This is a genomic window from Kocuria palustris (assembly GCF_016907795.1).
Taxonomy (GTDB): Bacteria; Actinomycetota; Actinomycetes; order Actinomycetales; family Micrococcaceae; genus Kocuria; species Kocuria palustris.
This window is the reverse complement of record NZ_JAFBCR010000001.1, coordinates 125,506-150,231: the sequence shown is the minus strand read 5'-3', so window position 1 is coordinate 150,231 and position 24,726 is coordinate 125,506. Positions and strand designations below refer to the sequence as shown.

Sequence of the window (24,726 nt, the reverse complement as noted above, 5' to 3'; positions counted from 1 at the left end):
CCCGGCGCATAACTCTGTCGTGCCCGTCGTGCTATCATCGAACCATCACGATCAGCCCGTTGCCGCAAGGCGCGGGCTGATTTTCTTTCCGGGGAGGCTCATGGTCGCGTACGACAAGCCCTGGCTGTCGGTGGACAAGCAGGTCGCTCAGCTCGTGGAGCACGGCCTCGAGGTCGGAGACGAAGTCCGTGCAGCCAGGGTCCTGGCGGCGATCGGCTACTACCGCCTCACAGGATATCTGTACCCGTTCCGCGCGTCCGAGGAGTACGTCGACGAGGAAGACCGGATCCGCACCCGCGTTCTCAGCGACTTCCGGCCAGGCACGCGCCTTGCTCACGCCGAGGAGATCATCGACTTCGACCGGCGGCTCCGCATGCTCGTCCTCGATGGGCTCGAGCGGGTCGAGGTCGCCGTCCGCATGCGTGTCGGATATGTACTCGGCAGGAGGTCGGCCTTCGCCTACGAGGACCCGTCCTGCTTCACGGAGGCCTTTACCGTGGACGGGACCGATATCCACGACCCGGCACCGAGCAAGCACGTGCAATGGCTCCAGCGGGTCAGCGACCGCCAGGCCGACTCCGACGAGCAGTTCGTGGAGCACTTCCGTGACAAGTACGACGACCGGATGCCGGTCTGGGCGCTCACGGAGATCCTCGAGCTCGGCCACCTCTCCGTCCTGTACCGCGGGATGAACCAGGTCGACGCAGAGGAGATCGCACACGCGTTCGGCGTGCCGACGAAGAAGATGATGACCAGCTGGCTGGCCAGCCTCAACTACGTCCGGAACGTCGCCGCCCATCATGCGCGGCTGTTCAACCGTAAGCTCCAGAACGCGCCGTCGCGCCCCAAGATCGGCCAGATCCCCGTACTCGACCACCTACGAAGCTCCGAGGACGCCAAGAAGGTCTACGGCACCTACAACGCACTCGCGGTGATCGCCTACCTGCTGCCCTCCATCGAGCCCGACACCGACTGGGCTGCGCGGCTTGCGGCGCTGCTCCGCGACTTCCCGACCTCGAGCGCGCTCACGATCGAATCGCTGGGAGCGCCCCTGGACTGGGACGCGCTCGAGCTCTGGCAAGCCTGAGCGAGCACCATCTCAAGTACCCGATCTCGTTTGTGCGCCCGACGAGACCGACTTCTGAGACCGCGGCCCCCGCAGGAACACTGGGGCCTCATAGCGTCCCGTCAAGGTGATGTCTGTGAGACTTGCTTGGTATATTCGGAGCGAAGGCGTTCGCAGTCCGGCCGGTAATGTTGGGATTGTGAACCTTCTGTCACCGGTGACCGCAAAGAGCGCCTCCAGTGGCTCCGTGGCTTCCGGTGCGTCTCCGTCCCCTGGTTCGTGGTTACGGGAGCGGATGTGGCTGGTCGACCTGCTGGTCGCGGTCGGGGTGTTCTTGTACAACCTGCCGATCGTCCCGATCTACTTCCGCGGTCCCGCTCACGCTGTTGCGCTGCTGATCGTGTCGGTTGCGCTGTGCGCGCCGTATCTGCTGCGCCGCCGACACCCGGTCGGGGTACTCGCATTCATGCTGCTGGCCGCATCCGTACAACTGCTGCTCGGCGCGCCGGTCCTCCCTGCGGACGCGATGCTGTTGTTCGCGGTCTACAACCTCGCCACCCGGCACGTCTGGATGATCTCCTTCCCCGGCGCAGCGGTGACGGTCGCGTGGCTTCTGGTCGCGACGCTCCCCCACCTCGGCAACGCATTCCTGGACATCGGCCAGCTCGGCGTGCTGATCGTCGTGACGCTGTGGGTATGGACGTGGGGCACTCTGGTGCGGATCCGCCGGCAGTACGTGTCCGGGCTGCAGGAGAGGGCCGAGCAGGCAGAGCGTGAGCGGGAGACCAACGCGCGGATCGCGGTCGCCGACGAACGGGCACGCATCGCGCGGGAGATCCACGACATCGTCTCTCACAGCCTCAGCGTGGTCGTGCTGATGTCCGACGGGGCCGCGGCGAAGGTCGAGTCGGAGCCGGCGCGCGCGAAGTCGGCGATGCTCCATGTGCGCGACACCGGCCGAGGAGCGCTGGCCGACATGCGCCGCATGCTCGGGGTGCTGCGCGAGAACGAGCCGGGATCGGACGCCCCGCAGCCGGGCATCGACCAGCTCGACGCCCTGGTCGCGCAGTCCCGCATCGCCGGCTTGCCGGTCGCGCTCACAGTCAGCGGTGATCGGGCATCGCTGTCGGACGGGCTCGGGCTGACGGTGTACCGGCTGGTGCAGGAAGCCTTGACGAACGCACGGAAGCACGCCGGTCCGTGCCGCACTCGCGTCGATGTGCGCCTGGAGTACCGGGAGGACGAGGTCGAGGTCCGGATCACCGACGACGGTCACGGCCAGGCCGAGGATTCGGAGGCCGGCACGCAGGGCCACGGCTTGCTCGGCATGCGTGAGCGAGTCGCCGCCCACCACGGTGCACTGCGGGTCGGGCCCCGCGAAGGCGGCGGGTTCGAGGTCGTCTCGGTGCTGCCGCGAGAGGAGGGAACGACGTGACGGTGCGGGTGGTGCTGGTCGATGACCAGGAGATGATCCGGATGGGGCTGAGGATGGTGCTGGAAGCACAGCCAGGGATCGAGATCGTCGCCGAAGCCGACGACGGCGACACCGCGCTGGACGTGCTCGACCGGGTCGAGGCCGACGTCGTGCTCATGGACGTGCGGATGCCGCGGATGAGCGGGGTCGAGGCGACCAGGCGCATCTGCGCCGGCGAGGACGTCCCGCGCGTGCTAATCCTGACCACCTTCGACCTCGACGAGTACGCCTACGACGCGCTGCAGGCCGGTGCATCGGGGTTCCTGCTCAAAGACACCCCCGTCGAGGACGTCGCCGCCGCGATCAAGCACATCCACGCCGGCGACGCCGTGGTCGCGCCGAGCACGACGCGGCGTCTGCTCGACCACTTCGCCCGATCTCGCCCGCAGTCGGAGCCGAGCGGCGCAGTGCGGCTGAAAGAACTGACGCCACGCGAGCACGAAGTGCTCGGCCTGATCGCGCGGGGCCTGTCGAACGCGGAGATCGCCGCCGAGCTCGTGCTGGCCGAGGGCACAGTGAAGGTGCATGTCGGCCGCATCCTCACGAAGCTGGATCTGCGCGACCGCGTCCAGGCAGTGGTCCTCGCTTACGAGTCCGGTCTCGTTGAAGCCGGCGAACGCTGACCACTGCGCCAGCCCTCTTCACACGCTCCCGCGACATGGGGGCGGGCATGCACGTATGCCTCAAGTGATAGCCCGAAGATATGCCTCGGGCGAGACGATTCCGGGGCCGGATCTCGGGATCGTTGAGGCATGCCTTCCACGATCGTCGCCACCGAGAACCTGACCAAGCGCTACGGGCAGCGCAGCGTCGTCGAGAACCTGAACCTGCGCATCCCCGAGGGGTGCGTGTACGGGTTCCTCGGCCCCAACGGGGCGGGGAAGTCCACGACGATGAAGATGCTGCTCTCGCTCATCCAGCCCACCAGCGGCGAGGTGCACGTCATGGGCCGCCCCATGACCCGCGGCACGAGGCGGGAGCTCCTCGGCCGGATCGGGTCGCTCATCGAGGCACCGCCCGGGTACGCGCACCTGACCGGCGCGGAGAACATGCGTCTGGTGCAGCGGATGCTCGGCCTGAACAGTCAACAGATCGACTACGCGGTCCGGGCGGTCAGGCTGCAGGACCAGATGGACAAGAAGGTCCGCAACTACAGCCTGGGGATGAAACAGCGCCTCGGGATCGCGATGGCGCTGGCCCGGCAGCCGAAGCTGCTGATCCTCGATGAGCCGACGAACGGACTCGACCCGGCGGGCATCGAGGAGATGCGGGTCCTGCTGCGTCGCCTCGCGAACGACGGGGTGACCGTGATGGTGTCCTCTCACCTGCTCGGCGAGATCGACAAGACCGCAAACGTGCTCGGCATCCTCTCCGGCGGGCGGATGATCTTCCAGGGATTGCGCTCCGAGCTCATGGCCGCCTCCAGCCCCGACGTCATCATCGCCTGCTCGAACCCGCACGCGGCCACGACCACGCTGCGCTCCTACGACGCCCGCCTCACCGCCGACGACGAGGTCGCCGTGCCCGGCCTCGGCGACCGGCAGACCGCCGGGATCGTCGCCGCGCTCGTCGGCTCGGGCGTCGGCATCTACGGGGTGCGCCGCGAGGAGCAGACGCTCGAGGACGTGTTCATGACCCTCACCGCCGGAGGCGGGCTGTGAACGCCCGGGCGGTGGCGAACGAGTTCGCCAAGATGCGCCATCTCAAGGTCGGACTGATCGCTGTGGTCATGGTGCTCGGGCTGTCCCTGTTCGCGGTGGTCTCCAGCCCGGACTTCGACCCCGCCACGCCTCAGGCGTGGAACGCGCTGCTGGCCGGCATTTCGCTCGGCATCCCGCTGTTGTCCCCGCTGCTACTGGCGGTGCTCGCCTCCCGGCAGACCGACATCGAGCACCAGGGCAACGGGTGGCTGCTGCAGTCGACCTTCGGGATCACCCCGGGCGGGGTGTGCCGGGCCAAGCTCGCAGCCCTCGGCGTGATCGTCGCCGCGGTGACCCTGGGCACCAGCCTGATCGTGCTGGCCTTCGGGAAACTGCTGGCCGGCATCCTGCCACCGGCCCCGCTCGGGCACTGGGCCGGGTTCACGCTCTGCATGCTCGTGGTCAACCTGGCCGTCTTGGCGCTGCACATCCTGCTGTCGGCGAAGGTCGAGAACCAGCTCGTCGCCCTCGGCATCGGAGTGCTCGGCTGCATCCTCGCGGTGTTCTCCCAGGGCCTTCCGGTCGCCGCCGCGCACGTCACCCCGTGGGGCTACTACGCCCTCGCCCGCGCCGCCGGCTACGAAGGCGATGCGATCCAGGCCCTGCCGATCGCGTACCCGAGCATCGCCGTCCTGGCCGTGGTCGTCGCGGTGCTGTTCACCGTCTCCACCGTCCGCTTCGACCATCAGGAGGCCTGACATGAGCGCACTGTCCGCCGAACTCATCAAGCTCAAGCGCTCCCTGGCCTGGCCGATCGTGGTGCTGCTGCCGATCGTGCTCGTCCTCGCGGGGGCCGCCACCCAGCTCGCCGACGGCCGCCAGCCGCAGAACGGCTGGCACACCGTGTGGCTGCAGTCGGTCAGCTTCTACGGGCTCTTCCCACTGGCGATCGGCATCGCGATCCTCGGATCCCTGGTCTGGCGGGTCGAGCACCGGGGCAGCAACTGGAACGCCCTGATGAGCGGCCCGACCAGTTCGCTGCGCATCGTCACCGCCAAGACCGCAGTCGTCGCCGGGCTCACCGCGATCATGCAGGTCGTCCTCTTGGTCTTCGTCATTGTCATCGGCAAGGGCGCGTTCGGGCTGCCCGGGATGCTCCCGGGCGAGTACTTCGCCGTCACCGGGCTCCTGGCCCTGGCCACGATCCCGGCCGCAGCGATCCAATCGGCGCTGTCGATGTTCCTGTGGTCCTTCGCCGCGCCCGTCGCCGTCGCCCTGGTCGCCTCCGGCGTCTCGACCGCCGCGCTGATGGCGGTCGGCAACGCCGCCCTGATCTCGCCCTACGGCGTCGCCACCCGCACCGCGCTGCTGGGCACCGGCTCCTTCGTCGACGACGGCACCATCACCGGCGGAGACGTCGCCGCGATCCTCACCGCCGGCGGCGTCCTCACCATCGTCCTCATCGCCCTCACCACCTGGGTGCTCAACCGCCGCGACACCCGCATCTGACCCCCACCGCGCGAGAAGGAGAACTCTCATGTCCGAGAATCCCGGCCAGCAGGCCCCCGTCCACGTCATCCAGAACAACCAGCCCCCGACGGGCAAGTCCGCAGCCGGGAAAGGGGTCATCGCGCTCGTGCTGTGCGCGGCGGCATTCCTCTCCGCACCGCTGCTGATCCTCATCCCGTACGTCGGGTTCTTGCCGGCCATGCTCGCCGGCGCGGCGATCATCGTCGCCTGGTCCGGGCTGCGCGGAGCGACCCGCGGCGACGGCACCGCCGTCACCGGCCTGATCATCGGCGTCGTGCTGTTCGCCATCCTCGCCGGCATCGCCACCGTCTGGAACCTCGTGGTCGCCGACCCCGCGATCCGCGACTACGACGAGCTGCACGACATCATCGAGCACATCAAGAGCCTCGTCTTCGGCTCCTGACCGTCCGCAGCGCAGATTGGAGGGAGTGGGTCCGTGACGTCCCAGGTGACCGGCTCGATCCTGGTCGGCCTCGCAGTGTCGGCGGTGCTGTTCCTGCCCTTGGTCGTGTGGCAGTACCGCCGGTACGGCCGCTTCGATGCGATGCGGATGCTGTGGACGTCGGCCGGGTTCGTCTACGCCGCGGGCATCGCCGCGTTCACCGTCTTCCCTCTGCCGGACTTCGCCCCCGGCTACTGCGCCGCCAACGCCACCCATCCGCTGCTCGACCCGCTCCGATTCCCGAAAGCGGTCATCGACGTCTTCCGCACCGGCGGCCTCACCGCCGTGATCAGCGACTGGGTGGTATGGGAGTTCGCGCTGAACATGGTGCTGTTCATCCCGTTCGGGGTTATCGTGCGCCGGGTGCTCGAATGGCCCCGCGGCGTCGTCCTGGTCGCCGCATTCGGCACCTCACTGCTCATCGAGCTCACCCAGCTCACCGGGAACTGGGGGCTCGCGCCCTGCCCGTACCGGTTCGCCGACGTCACCGACCTGTTTACCAACACCACCGGCGCGGTCATCGGCATCGGGTTGGAGAGAATCACCCCGCGCCTGCTGTCGAGCAAGGCCCACCTGCTGGCCGAACGCGACCGCGGGCGACCGGTCGGGCGGGGGCGACGGCTGCTCGGGATGCTGCTCGACACGTGGTTTCTTGCTCTCGCCGTTTTCATCGGCGGCACCGTCGCCTCGACCCTCTACGCTCTCGGCCAGGGCGGCACCGGGCAGGACCTCACCCCTTCTCAGCTGCTCGACCTCGAACGCTGGCTCTTCACCGGTGCCGCCGTCGCCGCCCTCGTGACCGTCTTCTTTCCAGCGCTGACCGGCAGCGGCGCGTCATTGGGGCAGCGCACGGTCTACCTCGTCCCGAGCTCTCATGACGACGCGCGCTGGCGGCTGGTCGCCCGCGCCGTCGCCATCCAGGGCGTGGGCGGGTTCCTTGTCTGCTTCGGATTCCCGTGGTTGCTCATGATCCCGCTCCTCGCATTCCTAGCGGCGGTGAGCGCATGCGTCACGCCGCGCGGGCTCAGCGGGATACTTACGGGTTGCGCCTTCCGCGACGCACGCAGTCCTACCGGGATCATTGGGGATCGACTGGTCTGACCCGGCGTAGCGGCCGGGTTTGGCGTGGCAGCGTCTCGTAAACCCCGCTTCAGACGAAGGCATCCGAGACACACTTTTCGAGACAGAGACCGAGACCCCTGCAGGAACGCGAGGGTCTCGGCGTGTCTCCACAAGCAGATGTTCGTGGGACGCGGAACGAGTTGAACCGGAGCATTCGGGCTGGTGTCAAAGCACCGCGAGTCCTGTCCGGAGGGCGAAGAGGACGAGCTGCACGCGGTCTCGTGCGCTGGTCTTAGCGAGTAGGTTGAATCGCCCCGGGTTTGTTAGAGGCTCGCAAGTGCCGCGTCGGCGGGTGCCGGTGCGGGGTTGTTGTGATGGTAGACGTCCTCGAGCTCGACGGGCGGAATCATGCCGATCTCGCCGTGCAGACGACGGTGATTGAACCAGTCGATGTATTCCGCGGTCGCGATCTCGAGGTCGTCGATGTTCTTCCAGGGCCCGAGGTTACGGACCAGTTCTGCCTTGAACAGCGAGTTGAAGGCCTCGGCCAGGGCGTTGTCATACGAGTCGCCGGTGGAGCCGACCGAGGCGACCGCGCCGGCCTCAGCAAGACGCTCGGTGTAGCGGATGGCGACGTATTGAACGCCCTTATCGCTGTGATGCGTGAGCCCGGTGACGGCCTGGCCTGCGTGATCGCGGGTCCAGATGCCCATCTCGAGCGCGTCCAGCGCAAGGTCGGTTCGTAGCGACTTCGACAGCTGCCAGCCGACCACGCGGCGGGAGAACACGTCGATGACGAACGCGGCATACACCCAGCCGGCGAAGGTGCGGCAGTAGGTGATATCCGCGACCCACAACTGGTTCGGAGCAGTCGCCGTGAAGTCACGTTCGACCAGGTCAGGTCGATTGTCGGGGCCGCGACCGGAGATCGTGGTGCGTGGGCCCTTGACCCGGCTGATCCCTCGCAACCCCGCGACGCGCATGAGCCGCTCGACCGTGCAACGCGCCACCGAGATGCCCTCCCGCAGCAACTGGGCATGGACCTTCTTCGCCCCGTAGACGCCGAAGTTCGCCGCATGCACGCGGTGGATCTGGACCAGCAGTTCCTCGTCGCGCACTGCCCGTCTCGAGGGTGGGCGGGTCTTGAACGCGTAGTACGTGCTCGGCGCGATCTGCGTGCCCGCTGCGGTCAGCGTCCGACAGATCGGCTCGACGCCGAACTCATGCTTGTGCTGGTCTATGTACTCCACGATCAACGCTGTGGACGGTCGAGCTCCGCCGCGAAAAAAGCCGACGCCGACCTCAGGATCGGCGGATTCAAGCGGTCAGTGCAACGAGTCCTGTGAGATGAGGCAGTCACTGATCACAGGAGGATCCGGATGCAGGGCAGGCATGGTCATCTCAGCCGGGAGCAGAAGCAGCTCGCGCTCAGGCTGCACGGGAAGGGCTGGCGGCTGGTCGACATCGCGAAGGAGATCAGCTGCAGCGCGCCGCTGGTCGGCATCATGGCCCGCACCGGCAGGCACCTTGACGCCAGGCCGTTTGGGTGGGAGCCACGTCAGGGCTGTCTGACGATCGACGAGCGCGAGCAGATCCTGCTCGGGATCAATCGCGGCGATACCTTCACCGCGATCGCAGAGCAGCTGGGGCGTGCGGTGTCGACCGTCAGCCGTGAGGTGAAGCGCGGTGGGGGTCGCTGCGGCTACTCGGCGTGGCGTGGTCATGAACGTGCCCGCGATAAGGCGCGTCGACCGAAGCCGTTCAAGCTTGCGTCGGGCCGGCTGCTCGAGGAGGTCGCCAGCCGGCTGGAGCAACTGTGGTCACCTGAGGAGATCGCAGCGCGCCTGCGGTTGGATCACGCCGACGACCCGGAGATGCGCGTGAGCCACGAGACGATCTACCAGTCGCTGTTCGTGCAGGGCCGAGGCGAACTGCGCCGTGAGCTGGCGCGGTGCCTGCGGTCCGGAAGAGCGGCCCGCAAGCCCCGCGGAACCACGGACGGTCGCGGCCGCATCCCCGGCATGATCATGCTCAGTGAGCGCCCCGCAGAAGCCGACGACCGCGCCGTGCCAGGCCACTGGGAAGGAGATCTCATCCTCGGCGAGGGCAGCCGCAGCGCCATCGGCACGCTCGTTGAGCGCTCGACGCGAATGACACTGCTGCTGCACCTGCCCGACGGCAAGAGCGCCGAGCAGGTCGAGGCCGCGATGCGCGCCGCAATCAGCAAGCTGCCGTCCTCGTTGATTCGAACGATCACCTGGGACCAAGGCGCGGAGATGTCCAAGCACGCCGCGTTCACCATCGCCACAGGAATCCCGATCTACTTCTGCGATCCCCACTCGCCCTGGCAGCGGGGGAGCAACGAGAACACCAACGGCCTGCTGCGCCAGTACCTGCCCAAAGGCACCGACCTGAGCGTCGTCAGCCGCGAGGAGTTGGACGCGATCCAGGACAGCCTCAACGGACGCCCCCGCAAGACGCTGGGCTATCTGACACCATCAGAGAAGCTCACAGAGTTCCTTGCGCCCACCGCTTGAATGCGCCATCGAGTTCGCCCGGCGCAGCTCACACACTTCCTTCTCCAGCTCGACCAGGCGTTGGGACTCGCTGGTCGTGGTCCCGGGACGGTGCCCCTCGTCAACCTCGGCCTGCACGACCCAATTCCTCAGAGTCTCGGGATTGATCCCGAGCTGCTCGCCCACACGACGGAACGTGCCCGACCTCGTCGATGGATCCCGTCGCGCCTGAACAGCCATCCTCGTGGCTCTCTCCCGAAGCTCGTCCGGGTACTTCCTCGGTGCTGCCATGCTCCTCATCCTCCCGTGGAATCAGAGCCTCCACCAGACCCGGGGCGATTCACCTTGCCGGTCGGGTCCAGGGCCATCACGGCGAGATAGACGCACTTGAGCGCGGCCTGCTCGTTCGGGAAGTGGCCACGCGCCTTGACGGCCTTGCGGATGCGGGCGTTGACCGACTCGATCGCGTTCGTGGTGCACACCACCCGACGGATCTCGCGGTCGAACTGTAAGAACGGCACGAACTCCGCCCAGGAGTTGGACCACAGCCGCACGATCGCCGGGTACTTCCGACCCCACTTCTCCTGGAACTCCAAGAAGCGCTCCTCGGCCTCGGCCACGGTCGCGGCCTGGTAGACGGGCTTGAGGGCCCGCGAGATCGCGTCCCAGTCCTGCCGGGCGGCGTAGCGGAAGCTGTTGCGCATCAGATGCACCACGCAGGTCTGCGCGATCGTGGCCGGCCACACGGTGGCCACGGAATCAGGCAGGCCCTTGAGACCGTCGCAGACGAGCATGAGCACATCCTCGACCCCACGGTTCTTGATCTCGGTCAGGACCTGCAGCCAGTACTTCGCGCCCTCTCCGCCGTCCCCGGCCCACAGCCCGAGGATGTCGCGGTTGCCGTCCACGGTCACGGCCAGGGCGATGTAGATTGGCCGGTTGGCGACCTGACCGTCACGCACCTTCACGTGGATGCAGTCCACGAAGACCACCGGATACACCGGGTCCAGCGGACGGTTCTGCCACTCGGACATGCCCTCGAGGACCTTGTCCGTGATCGTGGAGATCGTCGTCTTGGACACGTCCGCGCCGTAGACCTCGACCAGGTGTGCACTGATGTCCCCGTGTGTCAGCCCGCGGGCGGACAGTGAGAGCACCATGTCTTCCACGCTGCCCAGCCGCCGCTGCCGCTTCTTCACAATGGCCGGCTCGAATGTCCCGGCACGGTCGCGGGGCACCTCGACCGCCACCGGCCCAGCCTTGGTCAGCACCGTCTTCGCCCGGGTGCCGTTACGGCTGTTGCCGTCGCTGGATCCGCCACGCTCGTGGGGCTCGTAGCCCAGGTGGTCGGTGATCTCGCCCTCCAGAGCCGACTCCAGCACCAGCTTCGTCAGCTGGCCCAGCAGCCCGTTCTCCCCGGCCAGGTCCAGGCCCTGCTCTCGGGCACCGGCCACCAGCTGCGCCACCAGAGCCCGGTCCACCGCCGGCACCTCCTTGCCGCGATGCTCGGCGCCCTGCCGCTGCTCCCCAGTCATGGTCACGGGCTCCTGAACCTCCACGTTCTGCGATGCCATCACGTCATCCATCGGTCATACCTCCCAGTTCGGGAGTTACACCGAAAAACGTACAGTCCCTTTAACCCAGGCTATCGAGGTACCGGCACATCCCTGGGATCAGGATGGCCCGACCAGCGCCTTCAGCGGTTCCCGCGGTGACGTGGAGCAGACGTGCACGATGTCCACGCCGGAACCGCAACATGCATCACCAGGTCCGTGAATCGGAGCGGGTTCACGGTGCTCGGCTGAGCGTCAATTGCTGACGGTGGTGGTCGTAGTGCTGGGTGTCGTAGTGGTAGATCTCGGCCAGGCTCATCCAGTCCCGGAAGTAGGGATCCCAGTGCACCGGCATGTGCATCCCGCGGGCCAGCGCATCCTCCGACTCGATTCTGAGCCGGGCCTGCAGAAAGTCGAGGGTGCGGTCGAACCACCGGATCAGCCGCGGGCCGTGGATCACCCGGGCCGCACCCCGGTCGCTCTGGTAGTTGATGACGTGGAAAGCTCGGGTGCCGGCCTCCAGTGCTCGGGCGAAGATGCGGCTGACCGGATCGGGCAACCTGCCCACCAGGGGTAGCAGGCGGCGCACGATGAGGTAGCCGAAGAACATGTGGAACAGCAGCTGCCCGTTGGTCCACCGGGTGCCCGACGAGGGCCGGCGCAGATCCGCAGGGGTCGCTTCAGTGACCAGGGCATGGAAGTCCGCGCGAACCCGCTCCAGCTCCTCATGGATGGTCTCGGGGGTGATGGGCGCGCTGTTCATCGGCTGCTCCTGGAAGTGATGTCGTTGCCGGAAGCGTCCTGGGCATTGCCCGGCTTGTGGGCGACAAAGCGCACGACCGGCCCGCCGAAGGACAGCCGGAGGGCGAGTGGGTCCAGGCCGGCCTGGTCGAGGACTGGTTCGAAGGCTCCAGGTTCGATGAGCCGGTGCGGTGACCGATCGGCACGGTGCACCAGAGATACCATCCGTGAGGCCAGCAGGTCGTATCCCACGAAGGCCCCGCCCGGTCGCAGAACCCGGGCCACCTCGGCCACCGCGCGTTCCCACTCGATGACGTGGTGGAGCATCAGGAAGCTCAGAACCGTGTCGAACGACTCGTCCTCGAAGGGCAACCGAGTGGCATCGGCCTGACGCGCCTGGGTCAGGGGGAATCCGGCCAGGCGGTCCTGGGCGGCTTCGACCATCGCCGGGTCGGCGTCGGTCGTGGTGAGCCGAACCCGGGGATGGGCTCGGGCGATGGCTTCGGCCATCGCGCCGCTGCCTCCACCGATCTCCAGCACGTCCCCGGTGACGGGGAACCCCTGGGTCGCCCAGGGAACCATCCGCCGGGCCACAAGAGCCCATGGCGCGCTGCGACAGAAGAAGGCCTCCAGCGCGGACATCCTTGGCATGGTCTCCACCTCTTAGCGCACCCGCATGGTTTCCGCCGAGCCTAGTTTCACCATCGACGGCAGTGAACCGTCCAGGCAGGAGGTGGGACGACCTGGCCGTTCACGCCGCCCCGGGGCGGGCGCGGAGGGCCAGCGTCCCGTCGTGGGGCTGAGCTCAGCCGGCAAGTGGGTTAGAGGCCGAAGGCCCCGCCCTCGAGGAGGATGGCCACGCCCAGGCCGATCAGCACGATCGGGAACAGGATGTGTTCCCACCGTTCCAGGACCTCGGCGATGGGTTTGCGGGTGGCGACGTACTTGGCGATGGCCACCAGCACCGCGACCATGGCCAGGAAGGCGATGCAGTAGGCCACCATCGCGGTCGGGCCCACGGTGACGAATACGGGCACGTAGACCCCGATGTTGTCCCCGCCGTTGGCGAAGGTGACTGCGGCGACAGTCCAGATGCTGACCTGTTTGCCGGCGACCTTCCCCTCGTCATCGTCATCATCGTCGTCGCTGCGCCAGACCTTCCAGGCCGCGATGAGGCCGAGGACCAGGGGGATGAGGCCGAAGTAGGGAATGGCCTCGGGCGGCAGGAAGGTGCTGGCGCCCAGGGTCACCAGCACGGAGGCGATCAGGATGCCGCCGAAGCCTACGTACTGGCCGATCCCGATTTTGACGGTGGTGCCTCGGACCCCGGCTCCGCGGGCGAAGAACAGGGAGAGCACGATGATGTCGTCGATGTTGGTGGCCGCGAACAGGCCGATCGCTTGCATCACGGGGGAGATGAAGTCCATAACTTGTCTTTTGTCGGGGATGGAAGGTCCCTGTCTCACGTCTGCTGTGCAGTCCTTCGGATGCGGCGGCATCCGTGCGGGGCGCGAACCGGCTCGGCGGCCCTGGTGGCAGGTCGTGGGCAGTGAGGTGGCCCGCTACTCGGTGGGGTCGGGGCGGGGTTCCGGGGCCAGCAGCGCGCCCAAGACGAAGACAACGACCCCGGTGGTGACGAAGGCGTCGGCGAGGTTAAAGGTGGGGAACCATCCGGTGTGCAGGTAGTCCACTACCCCGTTGCCGTCGAGGCGGTCGAGGAAGTTCCCAGCCGCGCCCCCGAGCAATAGGGTCGCTCCCGTACGGGCCAGCCGGGTGAAGGCGGGTGCCGTAGTGAGCAGGTACCAGGTCAGCCCCGCGATGATCAGTCCGGTCGCGGCGATGACGACCCAATCGGGCAGGCCCGCCCCGAGGCCGAAGGCCACCCCGGGATTGTGGTGCAGGCGCAGCGTGAGCAGCCCCAGATCCACCGTCTCGCCGCTCGCAAGCCGGGCTTCGGCCACGGCTTTGAGGATCAGGTCGACGGCGGCCAGCGCCGCCGCCCCGACCAGCAGAACGACTTTCCTGCTGCGGGTCTCCGGTCTGCTCGAGGCGCTGGTGCGGGGCGGGGGTGCGTCGCTCATGCGGCCGGTTCCAGGGCCGGGGCGGGCTGGGCGGCCAGGCGCGCAGTGTCACGGCGGATCCGGCCGGCGCGCACCCCGTTGGCGATGATCAAGATCTCGGCCACCTCGTGCACCAGCACCACCGCGGCCAACCCCAGGATGCCGAACAGAGCCAAGGGGATTAGCACTGCGATCAGCGCCAGGGACACCCCGACATTCTGCAGCATGATCGACCGGGTTCGCCGGGCGTGGTCGAGAGCCTGGGGCAGGTGGTGGAGGTCCTCGCCCATCAAGGCGATGTCGGCGGTCTCGATGGCCACGTCGGTGCCCATCGCGCCCATGGCGATGCCGATGTCAGCGGTGGCCAGGGCCGGGGCGTCGTTGACGCCGTCACCGACCATCGCCGTGGGGCGCTGCTCCCTGAGGGTGCGGATGATCTCTGCTTTGCCCTCCGGGCGCAGGTCGGCGTGGACCTGAGTGATGCCGGCGGCCTCGGCCAGGGCGGTGGCGGTGAGGGTGTTGTCCCCGGTGAGCATCGCGGTGGTGTATCCGGCGCGGTTGAGCCGGGTAATCACCTCTCGGGCCTCCGGGCGCAGCTCATCACGCACCGCGATCGCCCCAAGCACCTTGCCGTCCTGCTCGATGAGCACGGCCGTGGCCCCGGCGCGCTGCATCCGCTCGATTTCGGCGGACAGGGGCCCGGGTGTGATCCATCCGGGGCGGCCCAGGCGCAGACGCGCACTCTCGAAGGTGCCGTACAGCCCGGCCCCGGGAACGGTGTCCACGTGGGTCACCTCGGCGCGCTCAGATGTGGCGGCGAGGATGGCCCGGGCCAGGGGGTGTTCGCTAGCGGCCTCCAGCCCAGCCGCCAGAGAGAGCACCCGCTCTCGGGTCGCCCCGGCGGTGGTGGCGACCTCGATGACGGCCGGGTTGTTGCGGGTGAGGGTGCCGGTCTTGTCCAAGGCAATGGTGCGGATCTTGCCCAGGGTCTCCACCGCGGCCCCGCCCTTGATCAGCACCCCGATGCGGCTGGCCGCCCCCACCGAGGCAACCACGGTGACGGGCACCGAGATCGCCAGCGCACACGGGGAAGCGGCCACCAGCACGACCAAGGCGCGTTCGAACCACAGCAGCGGCTCCCCGACAATGAACCCGTAAGCCACGATCAGGGCCGCGGCGATGAGGATTCCCGGCACCAGCTTGCTGGCGATGGCATCGGCCAGCCGCTGGCTGGGGCCCTTGCGGGACTGTTCGGCCTCGACGATGTGCACGATCTTCGCCAGAGAGTTTTCCTCGGCCGTGCTGGTGACCTCCACCTCCAGCGGGCCGGTGCCGTTGATGGACCCGGCGTAAACCTCCGAACCCGGTCCGACCTCCACCGGCACGGGCTCCCCGGTCAACGCCGAGGTGTCCACCGAGGTGCGGCCAGTGAGGATCCGTCCGTCAGTGGCCACCCGCTCCCCGGGACGGACCACCATCCGATCCCCCAGGACCAGCTCGGCCGGGGCCACGGTGACCTGCACCCCGCCACGGAGCACCGTGGCCCGATCCGGGACCAGATTCAGCAGCGCACGCAGCCCGCGCCGGGTGCGCGCCACCGAGTACTCCTCCAACGCCTCGGCGATCGCGTAGAGGAAGGCCAGCGCCGCCGCCTCCTCGATCGCACCCAGGGCTACCGCCCCGACGGCGGCGATCGTCATCAACGTGCCGACCCCGATGCGGCCCTTGGCCAGCTGGCGCACGGTGGAAGGCACGAACGTCCACCCCGCCAACCCCAGCGCCACCACGCTCACGACGGTGGTCAACCACTCCGAGCCCTCCAGGAGGTGGATGAACCACCCGACTGCCAGCAGCGCTCCGGCCGCGGTAGCGAACCGCACCTCGCTCACCTGCCAGAAACCAACCGGCTCCGTCTCCGCCTCCTCGTGGTGAGCGGGATCGTCGTGGGCGCAGCAAGCATCACTCATCGAACAACCCCCTGGTTCTCTTGGGCCTGCTGGGCGTCCCGGCCGTAGTTCGGGCACAGTGCGACCTTCGACCCGGTGGCCGCCAGCAGGGTTTCGGCGGTAGCCAGTAGGTCCATCAGCTCCGGGCGGTCCAGGGCATAGAAGGTCTGGCGGCCCTCGGACCGGCCGGCTACCAGCCCGCAGTCCCGCAGACAGGCCACATGGGCCGAGACGGTGGACTGTGCTAGTCCGGTCTGCTCCACCAGATCTCGCACCCGGGCCTCTCCGGCGGCCAAGCGGGCCACGATGGTCAGGCGAGTGGGATCGGACAGGGAATGGAACAGGGCCACGGCCGGGTCCAGGCCGGTCGCACAACTAATATTCGGCATGACCCGATGGTATCGCTTAAAACCGATTGATCGGACCGGGGCAATGTAATGTTGTTTGCCTCCGTGCGCCGCAGCCCTCTTGCCCCCCGACAGCACACGACCCTGGCGCCCCTCCTTCAGGGATACCGGGGCCGAGGTCGCTCAGGGGTTGGTCAGAGGCCTGTGAAGGCGGTGAAGAAGCGGAAGAACACCGAGGCGGCCACGGCCACGTAAGTGATCGCCACCAGGGTCCAGGCCCACTCGGAAGCGAAGCGCACCAACCGGGGCGGGGCGGGAATGATGCCGTGGGCGAGGTTGCGCACAGTGAGCAGGATGAACAGCGGGATCATCGCCGCCCACACGATCATGCAGTACAGGCACAGGATGTAGATGGTGAACAGCGCCTGGGACCACAGCCAGATCACGAACACCATGCCAGCGGTGACTCCGATCTGCAGGCCGATCCAGTACCAGCGCCCGAACCGTGCCCCGGCCAGGGCCGCCATGGCGGTGGTGATGACCACGGCGAAGGCGATGATGCCGATCAGCGGGTTGGGGAAGCCGAACAGCTCCGACTGCCAGGTGCCCATGACCTGACCGCAGGACACCCACGGGTTGATGTCGCAGCTGGTGACGTGGTCGGGGTCCCGGTAGAGCTCCAAGCGCTCGAGCACCAGGATCGCTGAGGCGATCCACCCGATCACCCCGGTCACCAGCAAGGTCAGGGCGAAGGGGCGGTGGCGGGCGAAGCCGGGCAGGTGCGCCTGCCCGTCGGGTTCGCTGCCGTGGGGGCGGTCGATGGTCGTGGAATCAGTCATGGGAGGGCCCCTCGAGGGTGCAAGCGGTCGGTGGTCTGGTGACGGAGTGAGTCAGCTGGTGGCGGCGGCTTCGATCTCGGCTCGGAACTGCTCCAGCGTCTCCGGGTTGAGCACTTCCCCATCGAGGAAGAACATCGGGGTTCCGCCCACGCCCAGAGCCTCACCGTCAGCGACGTCGAGCTCGATGCGCTCCTGGGTGGCCGGATCGGCCATCGCGGCATCAAAGGCGGCCATGTCCAGGCCGAGGTCCTCGGCGAAGCCGCGGAAGACCGCGCTCTGGTCCTCGGCCGACTCCCCCCATTCGGTCTGGGTTTCGTACATGCGCTGGTACATCGCCTCGTACTGGCCCTGCTGGGCGGCGGCCTCGACCGCGAGGGCGGCGTTCATGGAGTTGCGGTGACCAGGCAACGGGAAATAGCGGTGAACGAAGGTGACGGTGTCGGCGTATTCGGCCCGCAGCTCCTCGATAACGGGGTAGGCGGCCCGGCAGGACTCGCACTCATAGTCCAGGAACTCCACCAGCACGGCTTGTTCGTTCGGGGCCTGGGAGAGCACCCGGCTGTTCTCCCGAACCACCTGTCCCCCGTCATCGGGCACCGCCGGGGTGGAGTTGGCCCGGGCGATGAGGATGGGGATGGCCACGGCTGCCACGACGGCGGCCAGGAGGACCCACACGATGATCTTGGCCTTCGAGGACTTCTGCTGTGGGGTGATGGTGCTGACGGTTGTGCTCACAGGGGGTTTCCGTTCTGCGTTCAGGGAGCGGGGCGTACCGGGGGTGGAGGCTCACTAGGGGTGGAGGGTCTCATCGTGGCGGTGGGAGGCCGGTTCGATCTGGAAGGTGGAGTGCTCGATGGCCACGTGGAAGTCACGGGCCACGCAGGCCTGCAGATCCGCCAGCACGACACCGGCGTGCTCAGCGGTCAGGCAGCCGTCGTGGATGGTGACGTGGGCCGAGAGCACCGGGGTGTCGGAGTCGATGCGCGAGGCGTGCAGATCATGCACGCCCACCACGTGCGGCAGGGCTTCCAGGCGGGTGCGGACCTCATCGAGGTCCAGGCCCTTCGGGGTGGTTTCCATCAGGACCTCGATGGTGTCGCGCAGCAGGATCAGGGCCCGGGGGACGATCAGGGCGGCAATCAGCAGGGACACGATCGCATCCACCTGGGTCCAGCCGGTGGTGGCGATGACGATCGCGGAGACGATCACTGCTACCGAGCCCAGGGCGTCGTTGGCCACTTCCAGGAACGCGGCCTTCATGTTCAGGTTCTCCCCCCGGCCCGAGGCGAGGATGGCCAACCCGATGATGTTGCCGACCAGCCCGATCACCCCGAACCAGAGCATGGCCGTGGACTCGACCTCCGGGGGGTCGAACAGCCGGCGGACCCCTTCGACGGCGATGAATCCGCCCACGGCCAGCAGCACCGAGGCTTGGGCGGCCGCGGCGACGATCTCGGCGCGCTGGTACCCCCAGGTGCGTTTGTCGGTGGCCGGTTTCAGCGCCAAGGTCGCGGCGGTCAGGGCGATCAGCAGTCCGGCCGAGTCGGTGAACATGTGTCCGGCATCGGCCAGCAGCGCCAGGCTGCCCGAGATCACCGCGCCGATGATCTCCGCGACCATGATCGTGGCGGTGATCGCGAACACCACCGCCAGCTTCCCCCGCCGCCCGGTGCCGGCGTGGGAATGGTTGTGCTCTCCACTCATGCCGGAACCTCCTGGGTGGTGGCGTCATCGGCGAGATCCTCGGCGGCACACTCGGGTGTCCCGCACCGGCACACCGACTCGACGGTCAGGATCGTGCCCAGCAGATCCTCCAACGCGTGGGCCAGCTTGGGCCTTGACCCTGAATCTTGGACACGGTGTCATTTCGGTTATGCCGCTTCCGGGAGTGTAGCGGAGGCGGCGGCTTCGTAGGCGTTCGGAGCGATGTTGCCGATCGCGCAGTGGCGCCTGCGGGTGTTGTAACGGTTCGCCCACCGGAACACGGCCCGGTATGCCGTCGGCGCGTCGGGGAACCCCGCCCGACCCTCGAGCAGCTCGCGTTTGAGGGCGGCGTTGAAGCTCTCGGCGAGGGCGTTGTCGGCCGAGGAGCCGATCGCGCCCATCGACTGCGTCACGCCCAGGTCCGTGCAGAGCTGCGCGTAGGCCTTCGATGTGTAGACGGCGCCGTGGTCGGAGTGGAACACCGTCCCGGCCAGCGTCCCGCGCTCGTGCCAGGCGGCCTTCAGCGCGTCCTCGACGAGCTCGGTGCGCATGTGATCGGCCATGCTCCAGCCGGCGAGCTTGCGTGAGCCCAGATCGATGCAGGACGCGAGGTAGAGGTTCGTGCCGTCGGCGATGGGCAGGTAGGTGATGTCCCCGACGTAGCGGCGGCACGGCACGCCGATGCTGAAGTCGCGGCCGAGCAGGTCGGGGAACCGCCTGCCGGACTGGTCCGGGAGCGTGGTCCTCACGCGCTTGCGCAACCGGATACCGGCCAGGCCGTGCTCGCGCATCACGCGGGCTACTCGCTTGTGGTTGACCCGATCGCCGGGCGTCGTGCCCTCGTTGAGGTCGGCCGTGACCCGGGGCGCGCCGTAGGCGCGGTCCCCGCCCCGGGCGGGATCCTGCAGCACCTGGATCCGCGCCACCAGCGCCGCGTCGGCCGCCGCTCTCGCTGCCCGTGTCGGCGCGGCGGCCAGCCACGCGTAGAACGATGACCGGGCGACCTCGACGACCTCGCACAACCGCTTCACGCCCCAGGCGTCCTTGTGGTCCTCGACGAACTGGAAGCGGTTCACCAGTTCGTCTCCCCGGCGAAATACTTCGCCGCCTGACGGAGGATGTCCCGCTCCTGCGCGAGCTTGTGGGCCTCGGCTTGCGCTGCGGCCAGCTCGGCTTCCAGCCTCCTGACCTTCGCCGCCTGCGACTCCGACCGCCCCGCGACCGGAGCGACCACCTCCCCGGTCCTCGTGGTCCCGGAGCCGAGCTTGTCGACCCACTCCTTCAACGAGCCCCGGGACACGCCCAGATCCGCCGCGATCCCCTTGAGCGTCGCGCCCGGCGTGGACTCGTACAAGTCCACCGCCCGGCGACGGAACTCGTCGGTGTAGTTCTTCCTTGCCATCCTTGGATTCTCGCTTCCCCAGCATCGTGCTGGATTCCGCGTGTCCAAGATCAGGGGTTAAGCCCCTAGATCCGCCGGTATCCGTAGAGGTTCTTGCCATGGACCTGACCTCGTTCGGCAGCAGCTCGAGTGCTGCGACGCAGTCGTTCAGAGGTCTTGGCCGACTCGTACTCGCTGTCCACGGCGTCTTCGAGCATGGAGCGTCGATCGCGGGCGTTGGTCGGGTCGTAGTCGCGAGCGTGGGTGGTGACGAAGATGCGAACCTTTCGCATCTCGCACAGCTCGATCAGGTTCACCCACTCTCCGGTGCGACGTGAGCCGCGCGAGGACTCCCAGATCACCAGGATGTCGGCATCGAAGGTGTTGTGTTCGAGGTCCGTGATCAGCTGGGCGAAGGCCTCGCGATCTCGACGGGCGTAGCGAGAGGCCGAACGGTTGTCATCGCGATACGGCCGAGGGTGCATCGACCAGCCTCTTGCGGAGACGGCCTGCTTGTTGTCGTGGTGCTGCTGATCGGGGCTCTTGCCCAGACCATGGCGGTCCTTGGACACACGCAAGTACTCTCGCGCGACTAGGTTCTTGCGTGGCCTCTTCGAGTCATGATTCATAGGGTGACCCACCTCCTTGAGTAACTATATCTCCGGAGACGGCGGTCAGATGGGTCAGGCCCGTGACCTTCATGGCCTTCTCGAGTCCGGTGTCCAGTCCGCTGCGGTCGCCGTAGGTCATCCCCGGCAGCAGCCCGGCGGCATCGGGTCCGCGGGCCTGTGCGGCCAGGGCGAAGCGCTCGGTGGCCGTCTCGAGCAGGGACGGGCGGTCCTGGGCTTCCGTCATCGGCTGCGGCGGCCCGGTGCTGCGCAGCTGCAGGTCGGTCTGCTCGATCTCGGGGGCGCTCACCACGGCCTCCGCGCGATCCCCGCTGCGCAGGCTCGCCCACCGGCCGTCCTGGGCGAAGACGGTGGCCCGGGCTCCGCTGCTCAGCCGCACCGGCACGACGACCCCGCTGGAGGCTTCGCCGACCTCCTCCGGTCCCGGCCCGAAGCTCGAGGCGGTGGCGCTTTGCCATGTCACGGGTCGGTCGGTCACCTCGACGACCACGCGCTGCGCATCTGCGTCCATCCCGCGCATGTCCTCGGCGGCCGCCAGCTGCTGGGTGCCCGCGCGCAGCAGGACGCACGCGACGACCACCACGCACAATGCGGCCGTCGGCAGCAGGGCGGCCAGTGTCCGGCCGCGAGGCGAGCCCGGTGCTGCTCCCCCGGGCAGTCTGCGCCCGCTCCGACGAGCGAACACGGCCACGAGGAGGACCATGGCGAGTCCCGCTGCGACGAGCAGCAGGAGATCCACCTCGAGCACCGCTCCCGGCGCAGCGCCCACCGACTCCGACTGCGACGTCCCTAGCAGCGCGGCTCCCCACGCGCTCAGCGCCACGGGCACAAGGCGCAGATCCCAGGTGGGGCGCAGCGCCCTCTGGGCCGCCTCGAGGCGCTCCTCCCGGCGAGCGCTGTGTGCCAGCGCCCACCGCTCGGGCATCTCCTGCGAGTGCAGCCACAGCCGCGCGAGCAAGCCTGGAGCCTCGGGACCCGCTCCGGAGGCGCCACTCGGTCTGCCCGGCTTCCGTCGGCCACGTCCCCGTTCAGATCCCGGCTCCTGCCGACCCCGTGGAGGCAGGGCGCGGGCGGGACGGCGGGAGGAGGTCACCGGCGCATTGCACCAGTGCCTCCTGCGTGGCAGTCCTCAGCTGAGGCGGGCAGAGGCCCCCCGTCCGGCCGGCCTTCGGACGAGTCCCCTGTGGAGGCGCGAGGGCCCGACCGCTCCTCGCTGCGACAGAGACAGCGACGCAAGTCACAGCACCGAGCCACGTGCGTCAAGACCCCCGCGCAGCTCGAGACGTCAATGCACCGAGTGTTTCCCGAGGCGTCGGCACCGGGACGGGAAGTGGTCGACTGCTGTCGACCCTCAGGTGGAGCGGAGGACATCTTCCCAGGTCAGCCTGGGCCTGTCCGCCCCGCCGAGGGCCGATCAGGGTCCGCTTCCCGGCCCTGTCGAGCACGGATCTGCATCCTCCGCACCACCCGTCAGGAGCATCATGTCCCAGCACCTCTCCCACCCCAGCACTGCCCGTTCCCGTGATCCTCGCCCGCGACGCGCGCTCAGCGCCGCCGTCCTCACCGCGGGGCTGAGCCTCACCCTGCTCGCGCCGACGCCAGCCCTGGCCCAGGAGCCGTCGCGACCCTCCACCTCCGCAGACGACTGGAACGGCAAGGCCTTCCGCGGCCAGGTGGACGTCACCGCCGGTCCCGATGCCGACCAGGACGTCCTGGACGGCGCCGTCTTCGACGACCGCAACCGCAACTCGCAGCAAGACCCCGGTGAGCACGGGATCGCCGGGGTGGAGGTCTCCAATGGCCGCGAGATCGTCACCACCGATCGCCAGGGCCGCTACGAGATCTCCGTGCGCGACGGCGAGACGGTGTTCCTCACCCAGCCGGCCGGCTACCAGGTCCCCGTGGACGAGGACAACGTGGCCCAGTTCTTCTACACCCACATGCCCGCCGGCTCCCCCGAGCTGCGCTACGGCGGCATCGACCCGACCGGCCCGCTGCCCGATGCCGTCGATTTCCCGCTGGCGCGCACCACGGACACGCTCAGCCGCGATCAGCGCTGCCTGATCGGCGGCGACATCCAGACCTACACGCAGGAGGAGGTCGACTACGCCCTGCGCGGGGCCTTCGCCGACCTTGCTCAGCGCACCGACTTCACCGGCTGCGGTGCGCTGTTCATCGGCGACATCGTCGGCGATGACCTGGACCTGTACGACCAGACCCGCGAACTGACGTCGCTGCTCAACGGACCCGCCCGCTTCCTGCCGGGCAATCACGACCTGGACCTCGCCGCGGACTACGACCACCGCTTCGACACCTACCGGTCCCAGTTCGGTCCGGACTACTACTCCTACGACGCCGGCGACGTGCACGTGGTCTCACTGAACACCGTGCAGCACTCCCAGGGCGCGCCCTACAACGGCACGTACAACGGCGGCATCGACGATGAGCAGCTCGCATGGCTGCGCCAGGACATCGCGAACACCCCCGAGGACAAGCTGATCGTGCTGGCCACGCACATCCCGCTGCTGAACTGGCACGACCAGGGCTCGGACCGCCACCAGGTGGATCAGGTCCAGGCGATCCACGACATCATCGGCGACCGTCCGGCCGTCGCCTTCGGCGGGCACAGCCACACGCTGGAGGTCATGCGCGAGGGCGATTCCATGGAGGGCTGGAAGAGCCTCTACGGCGTGGACGAGCTGCCGTTCGACCACATCACCGCAGGAGCGATCTCGGGCGACTGGTACACCGGGCGCGTGACGGAGGCCGGCTACCCGACCGCACTGCAGCGCGACGGCGCCGTCCCCGGCGTCTTCACGCTGGAGGCCCACGGCAACCGGTACCAGGACTCGTTCATCGGCACCGGGCGGGCGGCCTCGGAGCAGACGTCCCTGGGCTTGAACACCCCGGCCTACCGCGACTGGTACGACGCGAACCGTCGCAATGTCGGGAAGGCTCCCGCCTTCGAGACCCCGCTCGAGGTCTCGGCGGACGAGCTGGGCGAGTCGTGGCTGACCACGAACGTGTGGGCCGGCGGCACGGGATCCGAGGTCTCGGTCTCGATCGACGGCCGCCCGGCTCAGCAGGCGCAGCGCACCCAGCAGCTGGAGGGCGAGTCCAAGCACGTGGGCGCCGAGTTCTCGGATCCGGCGGCTGCCCAGGAGCAGCTGGTCCACGGCGGCTCCGTCGCCGAGGCCTCCGGTCACCTGTGGCGTCTGGATCTGCCGGAGGACCTCGCTCCGGGCGAGCACACGGCGACCGTGACGCAGACGGATCGCTACGGCGTGTCCACGACCGAGCGGATCACGTTCACGGTCACCTCCTGAGGCGGCCTCCGGCTTCGGCGGCCCTCGGGTGCTGCGGACCAGGTCACCGTCCGTTCGCCTGAGCGTCGCCGAACCGTCGTCCGGGGGTCGGCTCCGGGAGACCGGCCGTCGACGTTCCGGACACCTGCCGGGCGCATTCTGATCCTGACCAGCAGTGCCGCCCGGCAGCGCCCGGCCCCGGCCGGGGCGTCGAGATCAGCACCCGAGGAGCATCATGGCCCAGCTTCGCCTCCTGCGATTCCTGCCCCAGTCCAAACACCAGCGGCCGCTTCAGCTCGTGACGGTCGCTGCGCTGGGGGTCGGCCTGTCCTTCACGCTGCTCACCCCCGGCGTCTCGGAGGATTCCGAGGCTCCGGCCCCCGGACCGATCACCGCCGAGGACTGGCAGACCCACGTGCAGTTCGCCCAGATGGACACCGCCCCCTGATCGAGCCTGAGCCCTCAGCGCAGAACGAAGGTCCCGACGGATG

The 24,726-nt window shown here is 68.3% G+C and carries 24 protein-coding genes, 2 pseudogenes and 1 other annotated feature; of the genes and pseudogenes, 11 read left to right on the top strand and 15 right to left on the bottom strand.

Annotation, left to right across the window (positions count from 1 at the left end):
• Nucleotides 1-100: 100 nt before the first annotated feature.
• From JOE55_RS00665 to JOE55_RS00630, 8 genes are all read left to right on the top strand, one after another.
• Nucleotides 101-1,087 (top strand): Abi family protein, encoded by a 987-nt coding sequence (locus JOE55_RS00665; protein WP_204781702.1) that lies wholly within the window; start codon nucleotides 101-103, stop codon nucleotides 1,085-1,087.
• 178 nt (nucleotides 1,088-1,265) lie between these two features.
• Nucleotides 1,266-2,501 (top strand): sensor histidine kinase, encoded by a 1,236-nt coding sequence (locus JOE55_RS00660; RefSeq protein ID WP_420870969.1) that lies wholly within the window; start codon nucleotides 1,266-1,268, stop codon nucleotides 2,499-2,501.
• Nucleotides 2,498-3,163, top strand: coding sequence for a response regulator (locus JOE55_RS00655; protein ID WP_204781700.1), 666 nt, complete (start codon nucleotides 2,498-2,500; stop codon nucleotides 3,161-3,163). The genes JOE55_RS00660 and JOE55_RS00655 overlap by 4 nt, the downstream gene beginning before the upstream one ends.
• A gap of 129 nt (nucleotides 3,164-3,292) precedes the next feature.
• Entirely contained in the window at nucleotides 3,293-4,201 is a 909-nt protein-coding gene (locus JOE55_RS00650; RefSeq protein ID WP_204781699.1) for an ABC transporter ATP-binding protein, read from the top strand.
• Nucleotides 4,198-4,938, top strand: a complete 741-nt coding sequence (locus tag JOE55_RS00645) for an ABC transporter permease (protein ID WP_204781698.1) — start codon at nucleotides 4,198-4,200, stop codon at nucleotides 4,936-4,938. The genes JOE55_RS00650 and JOE55_RS00645 overlap by 4 nt, the downstream gene beginning before the upstream one ends.
• Nucleotide 4,939: 1 nt before the next feature.
• Nucleotides 4,940-5,689 carry an ABC transporter permease gene (locus JOE55_RS00640; protein ID WP_204781697.1) on the top strand — a complete coding sequence of 250 codons (750 nt, stop codon included), beginning with the start codon at nucleotides 4,940-4,942 and terminating at the stop codon, nucleotides 5,687-5,689.
• A 28-nt stretch (nucleotides 5,690-5,717) separates the two neighbouring features.
• Complete coding sequence (locus JOE55_RS00635) at nucleotides 5,718-6,113, top strand: hypothetical protein (protein WP_204781696.1); 396 nt, start codon at nucleotides 5,718-5,720, stop codon at nucleotides 6,111-6,113.
• Nucleotides 6,114-6,146: 33 nt separating this feature from the next.
• Nucleotides 6,147-7,253 (top strand): VanZ family protein, encoded by a 1,107-nt coding sequence (locus JOE55_RS00630; protein WP_204781695.1) that lies wholly within the window; start codon nucleotides 6,147-6,149, stop codon nucleotides 7,251-7,253.
• Nucleotides 7,254-7,537: 284 nt separating this feature from the next.
• Here the strand turns inward: JOE55_RS00630 and JOE55_RS00625 are convergent, their stop codons facing one another.
• The gene (locus JOE55_RS00625) at nucleotides 7,538-8,464 is read right to left on the bottom strand and encodes an IS3 family transposase (protein WP_204781694.1); all 927 of its coding nucleotides are present in this window, start codon (nucleotides 8,462-8,464) and stop codon (nucleotides 7,538-7,540) included.
• Nucleotides 8,378-8,506: a sequence feature (AL1L pseudoknot), on the bottom strand. It overlaps the preceding gene by 87 nt.
• 87 nt (nucleotides 8,507-8,593) lie before the next feature.
• Here JOE55_RS00625 and JOE55_RS00620 point away from each other — a divergent pair.
• Nucleotides 8,594-9,751 (top strand): IS30 family transposase, encoded by a 1,158-nt coding sequence (locus JOE55_RS00620; RefSeq protein ID WP_204781693.1) that lies wholly within the window; start codon nucleotides 8,594-8,596, stop codon nucleotides 9,749-9,751.
• 6 nt (nucleotides 9,752-9,757) lie between these two features.
• Here the strand turns inward: JOE55_RS00620 and JOE55_RS13505 are convergent.
• From JOE55_RS13505 to JOE55_RS00550, 14 genes and pseudogenes are all read right to left on the bottom strand, one after another.
• A pseudogene (locus JOE55_RS13505) lies at nucleotides 9,758-10,021 on the bottom strand (transposase); the annotation flags it as partial.
• A gap of 56 nt (nucleotides 10,022-10,077) precedes the next feature.
• Nucleotides 10,078-11,265: pseudogene (locus tag JOE55_RS00610) on the bottom strand (IS256 family transposase); the annotation flags it as partial.
• 253 nt (nucleotides 11,266-11,518) lie between these two features.
• On the bottom strand, nucleotides 11,519-12,046 hold the full coding sequence (locus JOE55_RS00605) for a DinB family protein (protein WP_053447552.1): 528 nt from the start codon (nucleotides 12,044-12,046) through the stop codon (nucleotides 11,519-11,521).
• Nucleotides 12,043-12,675 (bottom strand): class I SAM-dependent methyltransferase, encoded by a 633-nt coding sequence (locus tag JOE55_RS00600; protein WP_053447553.1) that lies wholly within the window; start codon nucleotides 12,673-12,675, stop codon nucleotides 12,043-12,045. Before JOE55_RS00600 ends, JOE55_RS00605 begins: the two co-directional genes overlap by 4 nt.
• Nucleotides 12,676-12,845: 170 nt before the next feature.
• Entirely contained in the window at nucleotides 12,846-13,451 is a 606-nt protein-coding gene (locus tag JOE55_RS00595) for a cadmium resistance transporter (RefSeq protein WP_053447554.1), read from the bottom strand.
• A gap of 135 nt (nucleotides 13,452-13,586) precedes the next feature.
• Complete coding sequence (lspA, locus tag JOE55_RS00590) at nucleotides 13,587-14,105, bottom strand: signal peptidase II (protein WP_053447555.1); 519 nt, start codon at nucleotides 14,103-14,105, stop codon at nucleotides 13,587-13,589.
• A complete protein-coding gene (locus JOE55_RS00585; RefSeq protein ID WP_053447556.1) occupies nucleotides 14,102-16,051 on the bottom strand; it encodes a heavy metal translocating P-type ATPase in 1,950 nt (649 codons plus the stop codon). Before JOE55_RS00585 ends, lspA begins: the two co-directional genes overlap by 4 nt.
• Complete coding sequence (locus JOE55_RS00580; protein ID WP_053447557.1) at nucleotides 16,048-16,419, bottom strand: ArsR/SmtB family transcription factor; 372 nt, start codon at nucleotides 16,417-16,419, stop codon at nucleotides 16,048-16,050. The genes JOE55_RS00585 and JOE55_RS00580 overlap by 4 nt, the downstream gene beginning before the upstream one ends.
• A gap of 152 nt (nucleotides 16,420-16,571) precedes the next feature.
• Nucleotides 16,572-17,216 carry a vitamin K epoxide reductase family protein gene (locus JOE55_RS00575; RefSeq protein WP_053447558.1) on the bottom strand — a complete coding sequence of 215 codons (645 nt, stop codon included), beginning with the start codon at nucleotides 17,214-17,216 and terminating at the stop codon, nucleotides 16,572-16,574.
• 51 nt (nucleotides 17,217-17,267) lie between these two features.
• Nucleotides 17,268-17,951 carry a DsbA family protein gene (locus JOE55_RS00570; RefSeq protein ID WP_053447559.1) on the bottom strand — a complete coding sequence of 228 codons (684 nt, stop codon included), beginning with the start codon at nucleotides 17,949-17,951 and terminating at the stop codon, nucleotides 17,268-17,270.
• Nucleotides 17,952-18,005: 54 nt separating this feature from the next.
• Complete coding sequence (locus JOE55_RS00565) at nucleotides 18,006-18,920, bottom strand: cation diffusion facilitator family transporter (protein WP_053447560.1); 915 nt, start codon at nucleotides 18,918-18,920, stop codon at nucleotides 18,006-18,008.
• Nucleotides 18,921-19,087: 167 nt separating this feature from the next.
• A protein-coding gene (locus JOE55_RS00560) for an IS3 family transposase (RefSeq protein ID WP_100244787.1) occupies nucleotides 19,088-20,322 on the bottom strand; the annotation gives its coding sequence in 2 pieces (ribosomal slippage) (nucleotides 19,088-20,013 and nucleotides 20,013-20,322; 1,236 coding nt in all).
• 65 nt (nucleotides 20,323-20,387) lie between these two features.
• Nucleotides 20,388-20,873: a recombinase family protein gene (locus tag JOE55_RS00555; protein ID WP_204781692.1), complete on the bottom strand. Its 486-nt coding sequence runs from the start codon at nucleotides 20,871-20,873 to the stop codon at nucleotides 20,388-20,390.
• Between the two features lie 46 nt (nucleotides 20,874-20,919).
• On the bottom strand, nucleotides 20,920-21,888 hold the full coding sequence (locus JOE55_RS00550) for a hypothetical protein (RefSeq protein WP_204781691.1): 969 nt from the start codon (nucleotides 21,886-21,888) through the stop codon (nucleotides 20,920-20,922).
• A gap of 523 nt (nucleotides 21,889-22,411) precedes the next feature.
• Here JOE55_RS00550 and JOE55_RS00545 point away from each other — a divergent pair.
• On the top strand, nucleotides 22,412-24,256 hold the full coding sequence (locus JOE55_RS00545) for a calcineurin-like phosphoesterase C-terminal domain-containing protein (protein WP_204781690.1): 1,845 nt from the start codon (nucleotides 22,412-22,414) through the stop codon (nucleotides 24,254-24,256).
• A 214-nt stretch (nucleotides 24,257-24,470) separates the two neighbouring features.
• A complete protein-coding gene (locus tag JOE55_RS00540; RefSeq protein WP_204781689.1) occupies nucleotides 24,471-24,683 on the top strand; it encodes a hypothetical protein in 213 nt (70 codons plus the stop codon).
• The last annotated feature ends 43 nt before the right edge of the window (nucleotides 24,684-24,726 follow it).

Coding starts and splice junctions, on each gene's coding strand:
- JOE55_RS00650 (WP_204781699.1), top strand. CDS start 3,293: ATGCCTTCCACGATCGTCGCCACCGAGAACCTGACCAAGCGCTACGGG.
- JOE55_RS00595 (WP_053447554.1), bottom strand. CDS start 13,451: ATGGACTTCATCTCCCCCGTGATGCAAGCGATCGGCCTGTTCGCGGCC.
- JOE55_RS00635 (WP_204781696.1), top strand. CDS start 5,718: ATGTCCGAGAATCCCGGCCAGCAGGCCCCCGTCCACGTCATCCAGAAC.
- JOE55_RS00640 (WP_204781697.1), top strand. CDS start 4,940: ATGAGCGCACTGTCCGCCGAACTCATCAAGCTCAAGCGCTCCCTGGCC.
- lspA (WP_053447555.1), bottom strand. CDS start 14,105: ATGAGCGACGCACCCCCGCCCCGCACCAGCGCCTCGAGCAGACCGGAG.
- JOE55_RS00540 (WP_204781689.1), top strand. CDS start 24,471: ATGGCCCAGCTTCGCCTCCTGCGATTCCTGCCCCAGTCCAAACACCAG.
- JOE55_RS00665 (WP_204781702.1), top strand. CDS start 101: ATGGTCGCGTACGACAAGCCCTGGCTGTCGGTGGACAAGCAGGTCGCT.
- JOE55_RS00585 (WP_053447556.1), bottom strand. CDS start 16,051: ATGAGTGATGCTTGCTGCGCCCACGACGATCCCGCTCACCACGAGGAG.
- JOE55_RS00545 (WP_204781690.1), top strand. CDS start 22,412: ATGTCCCAGCACCTCTCCCACCCCAGCACTGCCCGTTCCCGTGATCCT.
- JOE55_RS00580 (WP_053447557.1), bottom strand. CDS start 16,419: ATGCCGAATATTAGTTGTGCGACCGGCCTGGACCCGGCCGTGGCCCTG.
- JOE55_RS00600 (WP_053447553.1), bottom strand. CDS start 12,675: ATGCCAAGGATGTCCGCGCTGGAGGCCTTCTTCTGTCGCAGCGCGCCA.
- JOE55_RS00575 (WP_053447558.1), bottom strand. CDS start 17,216: ATGACTGATTCCACGACCATCGACCGCCCCCACGGCAGCGAACCCGAC.
- JOE55_RS00565 (WP_053447560.1), bottom strand. CDS start 18,920: ATGAGTGGAGAGCACAACCATTCCCACGCCGGCACCGGGCGGCGGGGG.
- JOE55_RS00605 (WP_053447552.1), bottom strand. CDS start 12,046: ATGAACAGCGCGCCCATCACCCCCGAGACCATCCATGAGGAGCTGGAG.
- JOE55_RS00620 (WP_204781693.1), top strand. CDS start 8,594: ATGCAGGGCAGGCATGGTCATCTCAGCCGGGAGCAGAAGCAGCTCGCG.